Annotated in this window: 2 protein-coding genes; one reads left to right on the top strand and one right to left on the bottom strand. The window is 27.2% G+C overall.

Annotated elements, in window-relative coordinates; all coding sequences use genetic code 11:
• On the bottom strand, positions 1-1,040 hold a 1,040-nt coding region (gene ltaE, locus A500_RS09185), incomplete at its 3' end, for a low-specificity L-threonine aldolase (protein WP_016207303.1).
• Between the two features lie 127 nt (positions 1,041-1,167).
• Between ltaE and A500_RS09180 the strand changes: the two genes are divergently transcribed.
• A partial coding sequence (locus tag A500_RS09180) for a hypothetical protein (protein WP_016207302.1) occupies positions 1,168-1,358 on the top strand: 191 nt, incomplete at its 3' end.

Here is a 1,358-nt window from a genome sequence, read left to right as displayed (position 1 = left end):
TTACAAATGTTTAAAAAGTCTTTCATTGTGTGAATTATTCTATAAATATCTTCTTTAGTAACCCAATAATGAGTTACAAATCTCATAAGTCCATTTTCAGCATCATTTATCTTAATATTATTTTCTAAAAAGAACTTAACTAAATTTTTAGTATCTATGCTATTATCTTTAAAACTAAAAAATACCATATTTATTTTAACATTATCAAGATTAACATTAATTTCAGGAAGCTTATTTAATTCACTTGCAAGAAGTTTAGCATTTTCATGATCTTCATTTAATCTTTTAGTCATATCATTAAGAGCAACTATTCCTGCAGCAGCAAGGAATCCAGCTTGTCTTAATCCACCACCCATAAGTTTTCTTTTTTTTCTTGCTTTAGCTATAAATTCTTTACTTCCAGCTAAAATAGAACCTACAGGAGCGCATAAACCCTTAGATAAACAAAACATAATTGAATCACAATATTTAGTAATTTCCTTTACATCAACATTTAATGAAGCTGAAGCATTAAAAACTCTTGCTCCATCTAAGTGGACAGGTAAATTATATTTTTGGGCTACAGTATAAATTTCATCCATTTCACCTAAAGATAAAACATTTCCACTAGAATGAGCATTTTCAACACATATTAGAGACGTAGAAGGAAAGTGAATATCTTCATCCTCAAAGCGAATTCTTTTTTCTATTTCATTTGTCTTTATAACTCCATCCTCAGAATCTATTGATCGTAGCTGAACGCCAGCAATTATAGAACTTGCTCCAACTTCATGAGCAATTATATGATTAGAATCAGCTAAAATAACTTCACTACCTCTTTTGCAATGAGTAAATAATGCAAGCTGATTACCAAATGTACCACTAGGAACAAAAAGAGCATCTTCTTTTCCAATTATTTCAGCAGCAAGATTTTCAAGTTTTATAATTGTAGGATCATCTCCATAAACATCATCACCAACTTCAGCTTTAAACATGGCTTCTTTCATAAATTCAGGTTGTTTAGTAACAGTATCACTTCTTAAATCTATAAAATTCTTCAATTAAAACACCTCGTTTACATAAATTTATAACAATAATTAACACTATTATAATATAATATAAGTAAATAATAAAATTATTTTTTGCAATATAAAATTATTGATCTTTTTGTAATAAGGAGTAATTGTTATGGGATCAGAAAGAAGAAGTTTAGAAAATGTAAGAATATTTGGGATTATAGGGATACTTTTAGGCATTATAGGAAACATATCATATTATCTTAGATTTAAGGGAATTAATATTTCGTTTTTTTATAGCATTAATATTGAATCAATAAGTATAATGATGATATTTTCTATAGTAACACTAGGATTTTTTTC

Source organism: Clostridium sartagoforme AAU1, assembly GCF_000401215.1.
Classification (GTDB): domain Bacteria; phylum Bacillota; class Clostridia; order Clostridiales; family Clostridiaceae; genus Clostridium; species Clostridium sartagoforme.
The sequence above is the reverse complement of the archived record's forward strand: the minus strand, read 5'-3'. Positions and strand labels throughout refer to the sequence as shown.